This window comes from Pseudomonadota bacterium (genome assembly GCA_037200975.1).
Taxonomy (GTDB): Bacteria; Pseudomonadota; Gammaproteobacteria; order Steroidobacterales; family Steroidobacteraceae; genus CADEED01.
Window position 1 is genome coordinate 2,305,455 of record JBBCGI010000001.1, and the last position, 15,222, is coordinate 2,320,676.

Genomic DNA, 15,222 nt, shown 5'->3' on the forward strand with positions numbered 1-15,222 from the left:
CGGCGCCTGAAAGACGCCGCCGCCCGCATTTCCAGCACGCTCGGGGCCGGGAGGCTGGCGGGAGCGGTCGACGGGCCTTCGCCCGCGTCCGCCGTTTCCGTGGCTTCCCGCCGCCTCACGCAGCCTCAGCAGCTGTAATACATGTCGAACTCGACCGGATGAGTGGACATCCGGAAGCGCGTGACTTCCTGCGTCTTCAATCCGATGTAAGCATCGATCACGTCGTTGGTGAAAACACCGCCACGGGTGAGGAACTCGCGATCCTTGTCCAGGTGCTCGAGTGCCATGTCGAGCGAATGGCACACCTGCGGAATGTGCTTCTCCTCCTCGGGCTCGAGATCGTAGAGATCCTTGTCAGCCGGTTCGCCCGGATGGATCTTGTTCTGGATGCCGTCGAGGCCGGCCATCATCATCGCGGCGAATGCGAAGTACGGATTCGCGGCCGAATCCGGGAAACGCACTTCGATGCGGCGCGCCTTCGGATTCGCGACCCACGGAATGCGGATCGAGGCCGAACGATTGCGCGCGGAGTACGCGAGCATGACGGGCGCTTCGAAGCCGGGGACCAGGCGCTTGTAGCTGTTCGTGCCCGGGTTCGTGAACGCGTTGATCGCCTTCGCGTGTTTGATGATGCCGCCGATGTAGAACAGCGCCGTCTCGGACAGGCCGCCGTACTTGTCACCCGCGAACAGCGCCGTGCCGGCCTTCTGCAGCGACTGGTGCACATGCATGCCCGAGCCGTTGTCGCCGACCAGCGGCTTCGGCATGAAGGTGGCCGTCTTGCCGTAGCTGTGCGCCACATTGTGGATGGCGTACTTGAGGATCTGCACTTCGTCGGCCTTCTTCACGAGACCGCCAGGTCCCACGCCGATTTCGCACTGGCCGCCGGTGGCGACTTCGTGGTGATGCACTTCGACCTTGAGGCCCATCTCTTCGAGCGCATCGCACATCGCGCCGCGGATGTCCTGGAAGGCATCGACCGGCGGAACCGGGAAGTAGCCGCCCTTCAGACCGGGACGATGCCCCTTGTTGCCGTCGGGGAACGCGGTGTTGCTGTTCCACGCGCCCTGCACGGAGTCGATGTGGTACGACGACTCGTTGAGGCCGCTGTTCCAGCGCACGCTATCGAAGATGAAGAATTCGTTCTCGGGACCGAACAGCGCGCCGTCGGCGATGCCCGTGGACTTGAGATACGCCTCGGCGCGTTTGCCGAGCGAGCGCGGATCGCGCTCATAACCCTGCATCGTGGCCGGTTCGATGATGTCGCAGCGGATGTTGACCGTGGTCTGCTCGAAGAACGGGTCGAGCACGGCCGTGGTCGGGTCGAGCGCCAGGATCATGTCGGACTCGTTGATGCCCTTCCAGCCCGAGATCGACGAGCCGTCGAACATCTTGCCGTCGCGAAACAGGTCCTCATCGACGAGGGCCGCGGGAATCGTTACGTGTTGTTCTTTGCCGCGGGTGTCGGTGAAGCGAAGGTCGGCGTATTTGACCTCTTTGTCCTTGATCAACTTGATTACATCTGCCGCTTTCATTGTTAGAGATCCTCTGGGAAGGGGTTTGAGCCTCGGTCTCAATGCATTCGCTGTGCCAGTTGCCGATTTGCTTTTAAATCAGCGACTTAGGTGAATTTCGGCCCATTGATCGCACATTTTTGGTGCGCATGCGGCGAATTTTGCGTCATTTGAAGTCAGAAATGTGCCCCACTAGTGAGCCCCGCACTCGCATGAAGCGAGAAAATGTACCTATATGCATTTTTCATGTGTATAGTTCTTATATGGACTATTGGAGAACACCATGAGTCTCACGATTGCGAATCCTTCCCGAGGTGCTGATGCCGGGCGATCGGGCTCCACTTCGCTGGGCGGCCCCGGCCTGCGCGCGTTCGCGAACATCGCCGAGGCGTGGGGCCTCACGGTTGCCGACCAGCTCAAGTTGTTAGGCATCGCTTCGCGTTCCACCTTCTTCAAATGGCGCCGGGAACGCGAACCGCGTCTGCCGCGCGACACGCTCGAACGTCTGTCCTATCTGCTCGGCATCTACAAATCCCTGCAGATACTGCTGCCGGAGACGCGCGCCGCGGACGAATGGATCCGCAAGCCCAACAACGCGCCGCTGTTCGGCGGCCGTTCCGCGCTCGACCGCATGTTGTCCGGCCAGGTCGCCGACCTGTACGTCGTGCGGCAGTACCTCGATGCCGAGCGTGGATAGGGCGGCACGCCCTTCGGATACCACGGACGGTGACCGCCATTTCCGACATCACCGCTCGCGCGGTGAAGTTCGCGCCATGCCACCGCATCGTGGCGAGCCGCCTGCCCACGATCCATCTGTTCGAGCGCGTCGCCGATCCGGCCGATTGGGATGCCCTTTATGCACTCGAATCGATGACGAATCCGCGAATCCGCAATGAAATCGGCGAGCTGCGCCTGGTGCCAGTCGCCGACCGCGTGAGCGGGCCCAATGCGTCGATCGTGATGGCGCCGTTCACACATCTCGCGCCGCAGGGCACACGTTTCACCGATGGCCGCTTCGGCGCCTACTACGCCGCCGAATCGATCGACACCGCGATCGCCGAAACGCGTTTTCATCGCAAGAATTTTTTGCGCGCCACCAGCCAGCCGCCGCTGGAGCTCGAGATGCGCTGTTATCTCGCGGACGTCGGCTGCGAGCTGCACGACCTGCGCACGCGTCGCCGGGAATTTCCGGCTGTCTACGATCCGGGCAGTTACGCGGCCTCGCAGAAGCTAGGCCGTGAAATCCGCGACGCGGGGTCCAACGGCATCGCCTTCGACAGCGTGCGCCGCGACGGCGGCGAGTGCGTGGCGATCTTCCGGCCGCGGCTGGTGCAGAACGTGCGTCAAAGCGTGCATCTGAGATACGTCTGGGACGGCCATTCCATTGCCGACGTCTATGAAATAAGGGTGCTGAACCTGTAGACGATCAAGAGCGCGCGGCGGGGCGCAAGTGGCTGAAAACCACGGCTATACTGCGCGCCGGCTCAAAGACCATCTCGACATGCCTTCATCACCCGACATTGCCCTGGGCACCCCGCCCCGCACCTTCCAGGACCTGATCTTCGCGCTGCAGAAGTACTGGGCCGACCGGGGTTGCGTGATCCTGCAGCCCTACGACATGGAGATGGGCGCCGGTACCTTCCACACCGCGACCTTCCTGCGTTCGATCGGCCCTGAGCCGTGGTCCGCCGCGTACGTGCAGCCCTCGCGCCGCCCGACCGACGGTCGCTACGGCGACAACCCGTTCCGTCTGCAGCACTACTACCAGTTCCAGGTCGTCATCAAACCCTCGCCGCTCGACATCCTCGACCTGTATCTCGGCTCGTTGCGCGCGCTTGGCTTCGACACGCAGGTGCACGACGTGCGATTCGTCGAAGACAACTGGGAATCTCCGACGCTCGGCGCCTGGGGATTGGGCTGGGAAGTCTGGCTCAACGGCATGGAGGTCACGCAGTTCACGTACTTCCAGCAGGTCGGCGGGCTCGACTGCAAACCCGTTACGGGCGAGATCACGTACGGACTCGAGCGTCTCGCGATGTATCTGCAGGGCGTCGAGAGCATTTTCGACATCGTGTGGACGGATGGGCCGCTGGGTCGCGTCACCTATCGCGACGTGTTCCATCAGAACGAAGTCGAGCAGTCGAAGTACAACTTCGAATACGCGGATACCGCGGTGTTGCTGCGGCACTTCGACGACTACGAAGCCGCCTGCGGGAAGCTGCTGGAAGCGAAGCTTGCGCTGCCGGCGTACGAGCAGGTGATGAAGGCCTCGCACACCTTCAACCTGCTCGATGCGCGCAAGGCGATCTCGGTGACCGAACGCCAGCGCTACATCCTGCGCGTGCGCACGCTGGCGCGCGCGGTTGCGCAGACTTACTACGATAGCCGTGAAGCGCTCGGTTTCCCGATGCTCAAAGGGGAGCCGACCTCTTGAACACCGTCACGAAAGATTTTCTCGTCGAGCTCGGCACCGAAGAGTTGCCGCCGCTGGCGTTGCCCGAACTCGAGAAGGCCTTTGCAAACGGCATTCGCGCCGGCTTGTCCGAGGCCTCGCTGCCGCACGGCGAGCTGCGCTCATTCGCGACGCCGCGCCGTCTCGCGGTGCTGGTCCGCGATCTGTCCGCCATGCAGCCCGCGCAGACGCTCAAGCTCAAAGGGCCGCCGGTGTCTGCCGCGATCGGCAAGGACGGCAAGCCGGCCATCGCCGCGCTCAAGTTCGCCGAGAAATGCGGAGTGGATGTGTCGGCGCTCGGCCGCATCACCGAGGGCAAAGGCGAGTTCCTGTTCTTCGAAGGCTCCAAACCCGGGCTGAGCACCGCGAGTTTGTTGCCCGGCATCGTGCAGAAATCGCTCGACGCACTGCCGATCCCCAAGCGCATGCGCTGGGGCGCATCGAGCGCCGAGTTCGTGCGGCCGGTGCACTGGCTGGTCATGTTGTTTGGCGCGGAGGTCGTAGCGGCACGGATTCTCGATACCGCCGCCGGCAATACCACGCGCGGCCATCGCTTCATGGCGCCGGGCGAGCTGCCGCTCAAACTACCCGCCGACTACGAAGCCACTTTGCTTGGTGGCAAAGTGATCGCCGACTTCGCCGCGCGGCGTGCCTCGATCCGTGAGCAGGTCGCCGCGGCGGGCAAACAGCTCGGCGGCGCGACGTTGCTCGACGACGAGCTGCTCGACGAAGTCGCCGCGCTGGTGGAATGGCCGAGCGCCGTCGCGGGAGAATTCGAGGCGCGTTTTCTCGAGCTGCCGCGCGAGGTGTTGATCTCGACGCTGCAGGAGCACCAACGGTATTTTCCGGTGGAAGGCGCGGGCGGCAAGCTGCTGCCGCACTTCATCACCGTCAGCAACATCGAAAGCCGCGAGCCCGACAAGGTGCGCGCCGGCAACGAGCGGGTAGTCAGGCCGCGGCTGTCCGACGCCGCGTTTTTCTGGAGCCAGGACCGCAAGCAGCCGCTGGCCGCGCGCCAGTCCGGACTCGACGCGGTCACGTTCCAGGCCAAACTCGGCTCCATCGGCGACAAGGTGCGGCGGGTGTCGACGCTGGCGGGTGAAATCGCGCTGCTCATCGACGCGGATCGCGCCCGCACCGTGCGCGCCGCAGAGCTCGCCAAGTGCGACCTGCTGTCCGCGATGGTGGGCGAATTCCCGGAACTGCAGGGCATCATGGGCCGTTACTACGCCGCCGCCGATGGCGAGCCCGTGGAAGTGGCCACCGCGATCGACGAACACTATCTACCGCGCGGCGCGGGCGGCACGTTGCCGAACAGCGGCCCGGGCATCGCCGTGGCGCTGGCCGACAAGCTCGACACGCTGGCCGGCATCTTCGCCATCGGCCAGAAGCCGAGCGGCACGAAAGATCCGTTCGGCCTGCGGCGCGCGGCGATCGGGTCGTTGCGCATTCTCGTCGAGAGGAAACTCGATCTCGATCTGCGCGCGTTGACCGCGCGTGCCGTGCAGCTGCAGCCGGTGAGCAGCCCGACCGTCGACGCCGAGCTCTGGGACTACATCGTCGAGCGTTTGCGTGCCTACTTCCTCGATGCCGCCAACGCCGGCGCGGTCGCGGGCGTGACGACCGAGATGTTCGATGCGGTGCGCGCCAGCAACCCGGTATCGCCCGTGGATTTCGGTTCGCGGCTCGCCGCGCTGGTGAAGTTCCTCGGCCTGCCCGAAGCCGCCAGCCTCACGGCGGCCAACAAGCGCATCGCGAACATCCTCAAGAAGGCCGAAGGCGGCGGCGCCGGCTCGGTGGACGTCGCGCTGTTGACCGAGCCTGCCGAGAAGGCGCTGCACGAGGCGCTGGCGGGCATCGTGGCCGACGTCGATCGCGCGCTGGCGAAGCGCGACTACGGCGCGGCGCTTGGCAAACTCGCGACACTGCGCGCGACGGTGGACGGGTTCTTCGACGACGTCATGGTCAACGCCGAGGATCCGAACCTGAGGCGCAACCGTCTCGCGCTGCTGGCGCAGCTGCGCCACCACTTCACGCGTATTGCCGACCTTTCCTGCCTGCCGGGCTAGCTAGTTCGCATGCAGTGGCTCGGCTCCATCCTGTTCTTCCTGTTCCAGATGTCGTGGATGCTGGTGTTCGCCATTGCCTACTGCCTGATCACGCCGTTCCTGTCATTCCGCGGCCGGTACCGGATGGCAGGCGTGATGACCCACGTCGTGTTCTTCGGGCTGCGCGTGTTCTGCGGTATCCGCTACACGGTCGAGGGCCGCGAGAATCTGCCGGCCGGCAACCACGTCATCTTCATGAAGCACTCATCGACGTGGGAAACCTACGCGATCATGATCCTGTTCGAACCACTCGTCTGGGTCATGAAGCGCGAGATCCTGTGGATCCCGTTCGTCGGCTGGGGCTGCCTGCTGGCGCGCTGCATCGCCATCGACCGCAAGGCCGGCGCGAGCGCGGTCAACCAGGTGCTGGCGCAGGGCAAGGACCGGCTCGAGCGATTCGGCGCGTGGATCCTGGTATTCCCCGAAGGCACGCGCATGGCGCCGGGCGAAACGCGCCGCTACGGCTCGAGCGGCACTTTGTTGGCCGCGCAGGAGCATCGCAAGATCGTGCCGGTGGCGCACAACGCCGGTTATTTCTGGCCGCGCCGCGGCCTGCTCAAGAAGCCCGGCGTGGTGCGCGTGATCATCGGCCCGCCGATCGATCCGGCTGGCCGCGACCCGCGCGCGGTAAACGAAGAAGTGCAGACGTGGATCGAAGCCCACAGCAGGCCTAGCTAGCGAACATCACCGACACGCGTCCCGTGGCGAGTTCACGCCCGCCGGCCCGCGCCGCGAACGAATAGATGCGTCCGCTGTCGTTGGCCACCAGCTTCAGCGCGTGGACCGCGAGCTCACCCTCGATGTCATCGAGGCGCTGCACGTGCAACTTCAGATCGCGGATCGCGACCAGCATGCCGCCGCGCGCGGCTTCGCCCGCGGCCTCGAGGCCGCCATGCACGGCCATGGCCTGCGCGCCATATTCCGCCAGGTGCAATGCCGCGAGCCGGCCGTCGCGCCGCAGCGGGTTCGCCGGCGAGCGGTGCGAAAACGTCGCGCAGACGATTTCGGATTCGCTCGCCGTCACGATGCGCTCCAGCAGGCACATATCGCCAACGTGCGGCACCAGCGCGCGGATGTCGGCGATCATGGTGTGAACGACAACGCGAGTTGCGATTCGCCGGTGCCTCGCAGGTTCACCGACGCGGCCCGCTTCGCGGCCAGCAGTTCGAACAGCGGCAGCGCGCGCAGGGCGGGATTCGCGGTGCGCAGCGCTTCGAGCTCCGGGTTCGCGCATTGAGATTCGGGCGCGTCGCCAACACCGATGACGACGCGGCCCAGCGCGCCGGCACGGGCGTGCGCGCTCAACACTACCGCGACGCTCGCTGATACCGCCAGCGGCCGCTTCGCCAGCAACGGCTGTGGCGACACGGCGTCGTAGACGACCAGCAACACGTCGCGCCGCGCGTCGACCAGCCCCACCGCTTCCAGCAGCCCGGCCGTAAAGCTCGCGTCGTAGGCCGACAACGTCGTGGTCAACGCCTGGCTCTGCACCGCGATGCTCCAGTAGCCGCTGGCGGCGTTGTGCACGGAGTTGTGGAAATCGGTGGGCGAAATCACGCGCGGCTCTTTTGCCAGCGCGGCGCAGATCCGGTGCAGCACCGTCATGTCGGCGTCCGAGCTCGCGAACACCGAGGCGAGCTCGCGCGCGTCGCCACCGCTGCCGGCGACTGCATCTTCGGCGGCGCGGAACGCCTGGCGCACCGAGGCAGTGGCGCGGCGCCGCTCATTGGGCGGCAACAGCGTGGGCGCGTACGGTGTCTCCGCGATCGCAACGTACGGCGCGGCACCGCGCAGGATGTCGAGCGATGCGTTCCAGCCGGCCAGCCCGGGCGCGGCGATGCCGACGCTGCTGATGAAACACGCGGTCATGGCGCCGCCCCGAACAACGCGCTGCAGTTGGTGCCGCCGAAGCCGAAGGAATTCGACAACACGTATTCGACCTTGCCGGTTCGCGCCTGCAGCAACACCGCCGCGTGAATATCCGGGTCCAGCTCGCGCGTGTTGAGACTGCGCGGCATGAAGCCGTGTTCGATGGCTAACAACGAGAGCGCCGCTTCGACGATACCGGCCGCGCCCAGCGTGTGGCCCGTCCAGCCCTTGGTGGAACTGCACGGCACCCGCGCGCCGAACAGTGCGGTCACCGCCGCGTCTTCGGCGGCATCGTTGGCGGGCGTGGCCGTGCCATGCAAGTTGATGTAGCTGATCCGCTCCGCAGGCAGCGTTCCGAGCGCGCCGGCCATGGCCACTTTCGCGACCGAACCGTCCGGCCGCGGCTGCGACATGTGGTGCGCATCGCTGGATTCGCCCACGCCCAGGCACGCCGGCTGGCCGCTCGCGGGCGCGCGCTCGAGCAACGCGAAGCCGCCCGCCTCGCCGATCGACAGTCCGCGCCGCTGCGCATCCGCTGGCCGGCAGATCTCGGGCGACACCAGCTGCAGCGCATTGAATCCATAAAGGGTAGTAAGGCAGAGGCTGTCGACGCCGCCCACCACGGCCGCATCGCAGAAGCCCGCCTCGATGGCACGCGCCGCTGACGCGAACACTTTGGCGCTCGATGCGCAGGCCGCGGAAATCGCGGCTGCGATTCCTTCGAGCTCGAGCCGCTGGCGCGTGAATTCGGCGATCGAATAGGTGCACTGTGTGGTGCGGTAGTCGAACCAGTCGGGCAGATTCTCGCTGTCGGCGGCCGCGCGATCGCGATACGCCAGCTCGGTATGGCGCACTCCGGACGTGCTCGTGCCGATGAACACGCCGATGCGCCGCGCGCCGTATTTCGCGCGCGCCGCGCCCACCGCATCAAGGAAGCCGTCCTGCGCGAGCGCCGTCTCGGCCAGCCGGTTGTTGCGACAGTCGAAGAGCGCGAGCCGGCGCGGCAGCGCGACGGATTCGAGGCCGCCGGCGGCGCCTATCCAGCAGGCGAGCGTCGAATCTTCGAAGGCTTGTTCGGTGAGACCGGTGCGTTCGGCGCGTAACGCGTCGATGTGCGCCGCGCGGCCCGCGCCCACCGCGCTCGTCACCGTATAAGAAGTAATTGCGAGCGGTTTCATCGTGCCCAGAAGTCGAAGAAATTGAGCCAGTTGTAGGGGGCGAGACGCACCTGTGTTGCGAGCCGGTCGGCGTAGGCCTGCGCGAGCCGTGTCAATTCGGCATCGCGGTTCGCGCGGGGCAGCTCGACCTTCTCCGAGAGAAGCTGCACGTGGGCTTCGTAACGGTCGCCGCCGCGCCAGACGCCGAACACCAGCATCACGGGCACCTTGAGCGCCGAGGCCAGCAACCAGGGGCCGGCGGGAAGCTGCACGGTGCCGCCGAGAAAATTCACCGCGACGGTGCGGTCGCCCGCGCGCGTGCGATCGACCATGAGCCCGACGATCGAGCGGGCATCGAGCGCCTCGCGGACTTTGAGCACCAGGTCCACGCCGCGGTTCGACGAATCGATGATGCCGGCGGCAATGCCCGGGTTGAGCTCGGCAAGCATGGCCATGAACCGCCGCCCGATGTTCACGTCGAGCACGATGCGCAGCGGCAGATCGTGCCGGCGGACCGCGCCGATACGCATGACTTCGAAGCTGCCGAAGTGCGACAGGAACAGCAGCGCGCCGCGTTGCCGGGCGATTTCGAGGCAGCCATCGTCGTAGTGATCCTCGACCTTGAATGGATAGGAGCCGGTCAGCAGGAACACGCGATCGAGCGAGATGCTGGCGAATGAAAAGATGTGCCGCAGCACGTCGCGAAAGCGCGGCGGGTGCGGCAACACGCGCGCCAGGTATTCACGCGACACGCGGCGGGTGGTGCGCGAAGTCAGCGCGAAATACAGCGCCAATGGATAGAGCACCGGGCGGATCACGCGCCGGCCCAGTCTCAGCGCGGCGAAGCGCAAGGCACGCAACGCGATCGTATTGCCGCGCTCGCCGTGCTCGTGCCATTGAACCGGTTCGGTCACGGTGCCGGCCCGAATTCCAGGATGCCTTCCGCCAGCAGCTCGGGGCCGCGCAGGCAACGGAAAGTCGACTTCGAGCTCATGGATTTCCATTCGAGATCGAAGCGTTCGCCGGGCTTCAATACCCGGTGAAATTTCGCGCTGACGACCGCGCGCGGCGCGCCACGGCCGAGGGCCTCGATCACCAGCTCGAGCAGCAAAACTCCGGGAACCACGGGGTTGCCCGGAAAGTGCCCGGCGTAACACGGGTGAGTCAATGGAGCCTCGATATTGGCCTGCGAGTCCGTCATAGGATCATTCTTCCACTTTCGCCAGGAGCTCGAGCAGCCGCTCGCGCGGCAGTTTTCCGAGCTCATTGCGAGGTAACGCGGGTACCACTTTGAGGGGCCGCGGCACGAAAACGGCATCGAGCACCACCGCCAGTTCGCGGCGCAGATCGTCGGCGCTACGGCCCGGGGCCACGATCAATGCTGCCGGCCGTGCGGTCTCGCCGTCGGTGGGCATGAAGACCACCTGATCGGCAACGCCCGGCAACGTCGCGATGCGCGCAGCGATGTCCGCCAGCGAGCCGCGCCGGCCGCCGATCTTGATCATGTCCGCGTCGCGGCCTAACAAGGTGAAGCGCCCGTCCGGCGCGATCTCGACGCGATCGCCCACCGCGACCTCGCCCGCAAGGTGCGCGGCGCGCACCGAGGTTGCGCCGTCGCGGACGTTGAAGCGCAGCGATGGATACGGCGTCCAGATCTCCTCGTGCGCGGTCTGCCGCGTGGCCATGCTGCCCGCTTCCGTGCAGCCGTAGATCTCGAACACTTCCGCGCCGAGACGCCGCTCCGCTTCGCCGGCCAGTTCGGCCGACAGCGGCGCGGTGGCCGACAACACCAGGTCCACCGGCGGCAATTCGACACGACTCGCGAGCAGGTGTCGCAGATGATATGGCGCGGTGATCAACAAACGCGGCGCGGGCAAAACGCGCAACGCCGCGGCGATCTCATCCGGATAGAACGCATTGCCGTCATGTAACGCCCAGTCCCCGGCCAGCAACGTGAAGATGGACGTCTCGAGACCGTACATGTGCTGCGGCGGCACGGTCACCACCATATTCACCGCGCGCTCGCCGAGCCGCAGCCGGCAGCAGCGCGCGGACATGGCCAGCGCGCGCCAGGGCTTTTCATGCGCCTTCGGTTTGCCGGTGCTGCCGGAGGTGAACACCAGCGCGGCCAGATGATCGTCGGAAATCCGCGGCGCCACGTCGGCGGCCGGCAGCCCGGCATCGTCCGTGGCGCCGGCTTCGATGGCGCGTTCGACCAGCGCGTCTTCGAGCAGCCAGGCGCCTTCGTAGCCGTCTAACAACTCGGCGGTCGCCTGGGGCCCGACGCCCGGTGGCAGCAGGTTGGTGGCGCCGCGCCGGCACACCGCGAGAAACGCCGCGGCGAAGTGATAACGATTGGCGCAGCGGTTCACGATCCAGCGCGTGGCCGGCAGAACCCGCGCGATGCGCTCGACATGACAGGCGAATTGCGCGCGCGTCACGGCCGCGCCGCCGCGCCACGCGGCGATGCCATCGGGCGCGGGAGTCACGTACGCAAGGCTCATGGCCCGCGCATCCGGCGCGGATCGGCGCTCACGACGATGCGCAGATATTCGGCGAAGCCGGGATGGTCGTAGTCGCGAAACCGCAGCCGGCGGAACAGGTATTCGAAGGTCACCGTTGCGCCGATCACGAGGTAGTTGGCGCCGTTGGCCATGAAACTCCAGGCTTCGCGCGGCGCGAATGCCGCCAGCGCGAAATCCCATAGCGTCATCGCGATGAAGATGCCGGTCCACATTTCGGTGAGATGGCGCGAATACGCGAGCAGGTAATCCGGCGTGGCGGGACGCGCGGCCACGGCAACCGCGGTGATCAGCGGCTGCCGGCCCGCCACGAGCGTACGGCCGAAAAACCAGGCGAGTGCCGCAGGGATGAGGATCGACGGCAGATAGAGCAGGGGGCGGCCGCCGCCGTGACGCACGAGCCACCACAGTCCCACGCACAGTACGGCGAACAGCAGCCAGGCGCGAAAACGCAACGCGATCAACGGCAGGCTGAAAGGCACGAACACCAGCGAGACCAACGCCAGCCACTCGAGCCAGGGCGTGGCGCCCATCACGGCGACATGGATGAGAACGGAGCTCGCCACGAACGACAGCGCGACGATGAGAGCGCGCGCGGGAGGTCTCACGACCGGGCTTGTCGTCAGGCCGCGCGGCGCTCGGCCACGAGGCGCGTCAATGCGCTCAACGAGGCGAACGCCTTCGTCACCGAGGCGTCGTCGGCCTTGAGCTCGACGCCGTATTTCTGCTGGATGGCCAGCACGATCTCGAGTGCATCGATGGAATCGAGGCCCCAGCCCGGATTGCCCTGGCCGAACAGCGGCATCGCCGGATCGACCGTCTCGGCCTGGATGTGTTCGAGGTTGAGCGCCGTGACGATGACCTCGGCCATCTGCTTTTCTTCGGTAGTTAGCGCGCTCACGGCCTGCCCTCGCTGCTGGCCGCCGCGGGCTTGACCGCGGAGTATTCGCTGAACATGCCGTTGAGCACGTGCCGCTTGGGGGCGGTGAAGCCGGCGGTCTCGAGGGCGGCCAGGATGTCGGCCGGCGGCACGCAGGCCTCGATGGTGTCCCAGTAATAACGCATGAGCTTCTCGGCTTCGGCCGAGCGGCGGAACACCCGCGTGACCACCGGCACCACGTGTTTCAGGTAGAACTTCACCATCTGGTACTGGAAACGCCCTTCGGGCCGCGTGATCTCGAGCAGCAGCACCGTGCCGCCCGGCTTCAGCGCGCGCAGGTACTCACGGAACGTGACGACCAGGTCTTCGACGTGCCGCAGTGCATAACCCATGGTGAGGATGTCGAATTCGGCGTCCGCCACGGGCAGCTGCTCGCCGCGCCCGATGCGCGTGTCGCGCACGCCGGCTTTCTTCGCTTCCGCCAGCATGCCCTCACTCGGATCGACGGCGACCACGGCACCCGTGGGTCCGACCATCTGCTGCGCCAGAGCGGCAATCACTCCCGTGCCCGAGCCTACGTCCAGAAGCCGCGTGCCGGCGGTGACGCCATGGCGCTTGAGCACATCGCCGCGATACCAGCGGCCGGTGCCGAACGACATGGCACCGGTGATCCAGTCGTAGTGAGGCGCGGAGACGTCGAACATCTCGTTCACGCGGCGCTTGCGGCCCGGCTCATCCGCGTAATAGCTTTTCAGCAGGGGATGAGGGGCGACGCGCGAGGCACCGGACACGCTGCCACTGGACTCGGGCATCATCGATATTCCACTGGATTAGACGGGCGCGAATGATCGCATGAACCTTCCTGACTGTGCAGTTTTGGGACTCTAGACTTTGCTGCACGTACATCATTTTTCGCGGGACGAGCCCGAAAACCGCCACACGCTGGCCGAGTTTCATTTCGGCGCCGATACCCGGCCCGGCCACGATCCGCGCCTCATCCCCGTGGCGCTGCCGCTGCTGGGCGGCGACGCGCGGATCGAACGCTGGAGCACCGACACCCCGGTCGAAACCGGCACGTTCGGCGACTTCGGCTTCGCGCATGACGGCGACTACCTGTTCGCAAACCTGGTCGTGCCCGCGGAGCGCTGTGACGACGTCGAAAGGCTGACCCGCTCCAGTTACCTGCGGCTCGACCATCTGATTCGCAGCCGCGGCTATCCGTACTGGCTGCGCGCCTGGAACTACCTGGTCGACATCACGGCGGGCGACGGCGAGGCCGAGCGATATCGGCGCTTCAACGCCGGGCGTTACAGCGCCGTGGGTCTCTCGAGTGGCGTCGAGCAGAATCTGCCCGCGGCCAGCGCACTGGGCAGTGAAACGGGTGGCTTCGTATTGTGTTGCCTGGCTGGCCGCAAGCCCGGCGTGCAAATCGAAAATCCGCGGCAGGTGAGCGCCTCGCTGTACCCGCGGCGTTACGGGCTACGCAGCCCGATGTTCGCGCGCGCGGCGCTGGTGCCGAACGGCCGCGGCGCGCAGCTGCTGGTTTCAGGCACCGCCAGCATCGTCGGCCACGAGAGCCTGCATATCGGCGATCCTCTGGCGCAGCTCGAAGAGACCGCACGGAATTTCGAAGCCCTGGTCGAGGCCGCCATGAAAGCCGATTCGGGCGGGCCGCGAGCCTCCCGGGTGCGGCTGGAATCCTTGAAGGTCTACCTGCGCAATCGCGAGGATTACCCACGGCTGATTCCCCGCATCCGTCGCCTGTTCGCCGTGGAGGCGGAGCCGCTGGTGTTGCGCGCCGATATCTGCCGGCGCGAATTGCTGGTCGAAATCGAGGGAACCTACGCTCTTGAATGAGCCGCAGTCAGCGCGCCTCGCGCCGAGCGGGGCGGCGAACCGGCTGTGGCGCGTCTTCGGTACCGGGCTGTCGTTCGTGTGTTTCGGCCTGGGCGCGGTACTTCTCGGCTTCACGGTCTGGCCCATCCTCAGACTTTCGACGCTGGATCGCAGCCGTGGAATCGCCCGCGTGCAACGGGCGGTTTCGGTGTCCATGCGCGTATTCCTGTGGCTCATGGAGACGCTCGGCGTGGTGAGCACGGAGGTTCACGGCCGGGAACGGCTGGCGCAGCGTGGCCAGTTCGTGATCGCCAACCACCCGACGCTGATCGACGTCGTGATCCTGGTCGGCCTGATGCCGGAAGTGGACTGCATCGTGAAACAGGCGCTGTGGCGCAACGTCTTTCTGCGCTGGCCGGTCTATTGGGCCGGATACATCAGCAATGCCACCGGTGAGGGGTTGATCGCCGCCTGCGTGGCGGCGCTGCGGGACGGCCGGTCGCTGATGGTGTTTCCCGAGGGAACGCGCACGAAACCCGGCGGATCGCTCGATTTTCAGCGCGGCGCGGCCCAGATCGCGCTCGCCGCCCGGGTGCCGCTGCGCCCGGTGACCATCACCTGCGACCCCATCACCTTGTTCAAGGGGAACGCGTGGTATCGAGTGCCCGCGCGCAAGGCCCATTTCGTGATCGCCGTGGGCGAACCCATCCCGGTGGCCGATTTTCTCGCCCGCGGCGAGCCCCCTTCGCTGGCCGCCCGCCATCTCACCAAAGCGCTGACGGACTGGTTTGACGTAAGCGCCGCGCAACAGCTGCACGAAATGCGACGGGAAACACGGCTCAAAGGCTGACGCGGCGCAACGATTCGCTATAATTTGCGCCGTT

General features: G+C 66.2%; 17 protein-coding genes. 7 read left to right on the forward strand and 10 right to left on the reverse strand.

Translation table 11 applies throughout. The annotated features are described in order from the left end of the window. Positions 1-125: 125 nt before the first annotated feature. A complete protein-coding gene (gene glnA, locus WDO72_10295; protein ID MEJ0086064.1) occupies positions 126-1,535 on the reverse strand; it encodes a glutamate--ammonia ligase in 1,410 nt (469 codons plus the stop codon). A 262-nt stretch (positions 1,536-1,797) separates the two neighbouring features. Here glnA and WDO72_10300 point away from each other — a divergent pair, with 262 nt between their 5' ends. The 5 genes from WDO72_10300 to WDO72_10320 all read left to right on the forward strand — a co-directional run bounded on the left by WDO72_10300 (position 1,798) and on the right by WDO72_10320 (position 6,752). Beyond that, positions 1,798-2,211: an MbcA/ParS/Xre antitoxin family protein gene (locus WDO72_10300; protein MEJ0086065.1), complete on the forward strand. Its 414-nt coding sequence runs from the start codon at positions 1,798-1,800 to the stop codon at positions 2,209-2,211. A 29-nt stretch (positions 2,212-2,240) separates the two neighbouring features. Then, positions 2,241-2,936: an RES family NAD+ phosphorylase gene (locus WDO72_10305; protein ID MEJ0086066.1), complete on the forward strand. Its 696-nt coding sequence runs from the start codon at positions 2,241-2,243 to the stop codon at positions 2,934-2,936. 79 nt (positions 2,937-3,015) lie between these two features. Further along, the gene (gene glyQ, locus WDO72_10310; GenBank protein ID MEJ0086067.1) at positions 3,016-3,948 is read left to right on the forward strand and encodes a glycine--tRNA ligase subunit alpha; all 933 of its coding nucleotides are present in this window, start codon (positions 3,016-3,018) and stop codon (positions 3,946-3,948) included. Then, complete coding sequence (glyS, locus tag WDO72_10315) at positions 3,945-6,035, forward strand: glycine--tRNA ligase subunit beta (GenBank protein MEJ0086068.1); 2,091 nt, start codon at positions 3,945-3,947, stop codon at positions 6,033-6,035. The genes glyQ and glyS overlap by 4 nt, the downstream gene beginning before the upstream one ends. 9 nt (positions 6,036-6,044) lie before the next feature. Continuing rightward, positions 6,045-6,752 (forward strand): lysophospholipid acyltransferase family protein, encoded by a 708-nt coding sequence (locus WDO72_10320; protein ID MEJ0086069.1) that lies wholly within the window; start codon positions 6,045-6,047, stop codon positions 6,750-6,752. On the opposite strand, the gene WDO72_10325 is transcribed toward WDO72_10320, so the two are convergent. Genes WDO72_10325 through WDO72_10365 form a run of 9 tightly spaced genes read right to left on the reverse strand, consistent with a single transcriptional unit; the run spans position 6,745 to position 13,317 of the window. Continuing rightward, positions 6,745-7,161: a hypothetical protein gene (locus WDO72_10325; protein MEJ0086070.1), complete on the reverse strand. Its 417-nt coding sequence runs from the start codon at positions 7,159-7,161 to the stop codon at positions 6,745-6,747. The genes WDO72_10320 and WDO72_10325 overlap by 8 nt on opposite strands. Next, positions 7,158-7,943, reverse strand: a complete 786-nt coding sequence (locus tag WDO72_10330; GenBank protein ID MEJ0086071.1) for a beta-ketoacyl synthase chain length factor — start codon at positions 7,941-7,943, stop codon at positions 7,158-7,160. Before WDO72_10330 ends, WDO72_10325 begins: the two co-directional genes overlap by 4 nt. Beyond that, positions 7,940-9,121 carry a beta-ketoacyl-ACP synthase gene (locus tag WDO72_10335; GenBank protein MEJ0086072.1) on the reverse strand — a complete coding sequence of 394 codons (1,182 nt, stop codon included), beginning with the start codon at positions 9,119-9,121 and terminating at the stop codon, positions 7,940-7,942. Before WDO72_10335 ends, WDO72_10330 begins: the two co-directional genes overlap by 4 nt. Then, positions 9,118-10,014, reverse strand: a complete 897-nt coding sequence (locus WDO72_10340; protein MEJ0086073.1) for a lipid A biosynthesis acyltransferase — start codon at positions 10,012-10,014, stop codon at positions 9,118-9,120. Before WDO72_10340 ends, WDO72_10335 begins: the two co-directional genes overlap by 4 nt. Continuing rightward, positions 10,011-10,301: a hydroxymyristoyl-ACP dehydratase gene (locus tag WDO72_10345; protein ID MEJ0086074.1), complete on the reverse strand. Its 291-nt coding sequence runs from the start codon at positions 10,299-10,301 to the stop codon at positions 10,011-10,013. The genes WDO72_10340 and WDO72_10345 overlap by 4 nt, the downstream gene beginning before the upstream one ends. A 4-nt stretch (positions 10,302-10,305) precedes the next feature. After that, entirely contained in the window at positions 10,306-11,604 is a 1,299-nt protein-coding gene (locus WDO72_10350; GenBank protein MEJ0086075.1) for an AMP-binding protein, read from the reverse strand. Next, complete coding sequence (locus WDO72_10355; protein ID MEJ0086076.1) at positions 11,601-12,230, reverse strand: hypothetical protein; 630 nt, start codon at positions 12,228-12,230, stop codon at positions 11,601-11,603. Before WDO72_10355 ends, WDO72_10350 begins: the two co-directional genes overlap by 4 nt. A 14-nt stretch (positions 12,231-12,244) precedes the next feature. Continuing rightward, positions 12,245-12,523: a phosphopantetheine-binding protein gene (locus tag WDO72_10360; GenBank protein ID MEJ0086077.1), complete on the reverse strand. Its 279-nt coding sequence runs from the start codon at positions 12,521-12,523 to the stop codon at positions 12,245-12,247. Continuing rightward, the gene (locus WDO72_10365; protein ID MEJ0086078.1) at positions 12,520-13,317 is read right to left on the reverse strand and encodes a class I SAM-dependent methyltransferase; all 798 of its coding nucleotides are present in this window, start codon (positions 13,315-13,317) and stop codon (positions 12,520-12,522) included. The genes WDO72_10360 and WDO72_10365 overlap by 4 nt, the downstream gene beginning before the upstream one ends. Before the next feature lie 76 nt (positions 13,318-13,393). On the opposite strand from WDO72_10365, the gene WDO72_10370 reads away from it, so the two are divergent. Both WDO72_10370 and WDO72_10375 read left to right on the forward strand, forming a co-directional pair. Then, the gene (locus tag WDO72_10370; protein MEJ0086079.1) at positions 13,394-14,359 is read left to right on the forward strand and encodes a hypothetical protein; all 966 of its coding nucleotides are present in this window, start codon (positions 13,394-13,396) and stop codon (positions 14,357-14,359) included. Next, positions 14,352-15,188, forward strand: a complete 837-nt coding sequence (locus WDO72_10375) for a lysophospholipid acyltransferase family protein (GenBank protein MEJ0086080.1) — start codon at positions 14,352-14,354, stop codon at positions 15,186-15,188. The genes WDO72_10370 and WDO72_10375 overlap by 8 nt, the downstream gene beginning before the upstream one ends. The last annotated feature ends 34 nt before the right edge of the window (positions 15,189-15,222 follow it).